The organism is Streptomyces neyagawaensis, from assembly GCF_023516595.1.
GTDB classification, from domain to species: domain Bacteria; phylum Actinomycetota; class Actinomycetes; order Streptomycetales; family Streptomycetaceae; genus Streptomyces; species Streptomyces neyagawaensis.
In genome coordinates this window covers 1-2049 of the sequence record NZ_JAMGBG010000188.1, presented here as the reverse complement: position 1 = coordinate 2049, position 2049 = coordinate 1, and the positions used below count along the sequence as shown (strand labels likewise).

Below are 2049 nucleotides of genomic sequence, written 5' to 3'. Positions count from 1 at the left end.
CTACTGCCCGGCTCTGGTCATCCGGCCCGCCGATGCTGTTTGGGACGAGATCGTTTCTCGACGTACATCCGCTCGTCAGCCGATTTCAACACCTCGTCCGCCGTCATCCCGCAGTGCGCCCATCCGATGCCGAAGCTGGCGCCGACGCGCATCGCGCGGCCGTCGACCCGGATCGGCTGGATGATCTCGTTGCGCAGGCGTACGGCGAGGTCCTGGGCGTCGGCGCGGCCGAGCCCGTCGGCGAGGACGACGAACTCGTCACCGCCGAGCCGGGCGACGGTGTCGCCGTCGCGGACGCCCCGGCTGAGCCTGCGGGCCACCTCGATGAGGACGGCGTCACCCGCGTTGTGCCCGAACCGGTCGTTGATCGACTTGAACCCGTCGAGGTCGCAGAAGAGCACCGCGAGCCCCTTGGTGCCGTCGTCCCGCTCGCTCTCGGGCGCGACGGTGTGCACATGGTGGTCGAAGGCGTCGTACGGCCCGGTGGCCGCGTGGAAGTCGAACGCGTGCCCGCCGTTCCCGCCGGCCTCGTACGCGTCGAACGACGGGTTCGGCTGGGGGACGGCGGGGTGCTGGGCGGACGGGTGCTGGGCGATCCCGAAGTCGCCGTACTGCCCGAAACCGTCTCCGAGGCCGTCCCCGAAGTTCTCCCCGAAGTTCTCGCCGAAGGTGGCGTCCATGGAGTCGGCCGCCGCGCCGGCCGGGAGCGCCTGGGGGCGTTGGCAGATGCGGGCGGAGAGCCGGGAGCGCAGCTCCGCGGAGTTCGGCAGGCCGGTCAGCGCGTCGTGGGAGGCGCGATGGGCGAGCTGGAGCTCGCGGCGCTTGCGCTCCTCGATGTCCTCGACGTGGGTGAGCAGGAAGCGGGGCCCGTCGGCGGCGTCGGCCACGACGGAGTTGCGCAGACTGACCCAGACGTACGTGCCGTCGCGGCGTCCGAGCCGCAGCTCGGCGCGGCCGCCCTCGGCGGAGGTGCGCAGGAGCGTGCCGATGTCCTCGGGGTGGACGAGGTCGGAGAAGGCGTACCGGCGCATGGCGGACGCGGGCCGCCCGAGCAGCCGGCACAGCGCGTCGTTGGTCCGCAGGATCCGGCCGTGCTGGTCCCCGCCCATCTCGGCGATGGCCATCCCGCTCGGGGCGTACTCGAACGCCTGACGGAAGGATTCCTCGCTGGCCCGCAGGGCCTGCTGCTCGCGTTCGAGCCTGACCAGTGCGCGCTGCATATTCGCACGTAGACGCGCGTTGCTGATGGCGATGGCGGCCTGGAAGGCGTACATCTGGAGCGCCTCGCGCCCCCAGGCGCCGGGCCGCCGTCCGTTGCGCGGCCGGTCGACGGAGATGACCCCGAGCAGCTCACCGCAGGAGGCGCCGCCGGCGCCGGGGGTGTACATCGGCGCGAAGAGGCGGTCGGAGGGGTGCCACTCGTCCTCGAAGCGGGGCGCGGGTCCGTCGGTGTACCACTGCGGTACGTCGTCCTCGTCGAGGACCCAGCCCTCGGTGTGGGGTATGAACCGCAGGTCGCCCCAGGCCTCGCCCATGTTCAGTCGGCGGTCCCAGGAGGCGCGGGAGCCGACGCGGCCGGTGATCAGGGCCTCGGCGGCGGAGTTCCCGGAGAGGGCGGCGACGACGAGGTCGCCGTCGGGGCGGACGAGATTGACGCACGCCAGCTCGTACCCCAGGCCGTTGACCACACCGTCGGCGACGGTCTGCAGCGTGTCGGCCAGGCTGCGTGCGGTGTTCATGTCCGCCATCACCTGGTGCAGCTGCCGCAGCGTCGTCAGACGGACGTAAGGCTCCGACTCGGTTTCCATTCGCCCTCCCCCCGAGATCTTGTGGCAGCTCCAGGCTCCAGGGTTGCTATCCGGCGTAACTCATGGGCTTACTACCGCTTACAGCGGCTAACACAATGAGCTGAGTTGTCGGTGGGTGATGAGGCAGCAGGCGAGTTTGAGGAACGCCTCGTGGATGTCAGCTCGCCGTTCCCAGCGCACCCGAAGACGTCGGAAGCCGTGCAGCCAGGCGAACGTGCGCTCCACCACCCAGCGGTAAACA

2 protein-coding genes are annotated in these 2049 nt (G+C 70.8%); both read right to left on the bottom strand.

Annotation, left to right across the window (positions count from 1 at the left end; translation table 11 throughout):
- Nucleotides 1–17 precede the first annotated feature (17 nt).
- The gene (gene cdgB / locus M8J73_RS42440) at nt 18–1808 is read right to left on the bottom strand and encodes a diguanylate cyclase CdgB (RefSeq protein WP_055538787.1); all 1791 of its coding nucleotides are present in this window, start codon (nt 1806–1808) and stop codon (nt 18–20) included.
- An 87-nt stretch (nt 1809–1895) separates the two neighbouring features.
- On the bottom strand, nt 1896–2049 hold a 154-nt coding region (locus M8J73_RS42435), incomplete at its 5' end, for a transposase (protein ID WP_249829838.1).

Coding starts and splice junctions, on each gene's coding strand:
- cdgB (WP_055538787.1), bottom strand. CDS start 1,808: ATGGAAACCGAGTCGGAGCCTTACGTCCGTCTGACGACGCTGCGGCAG.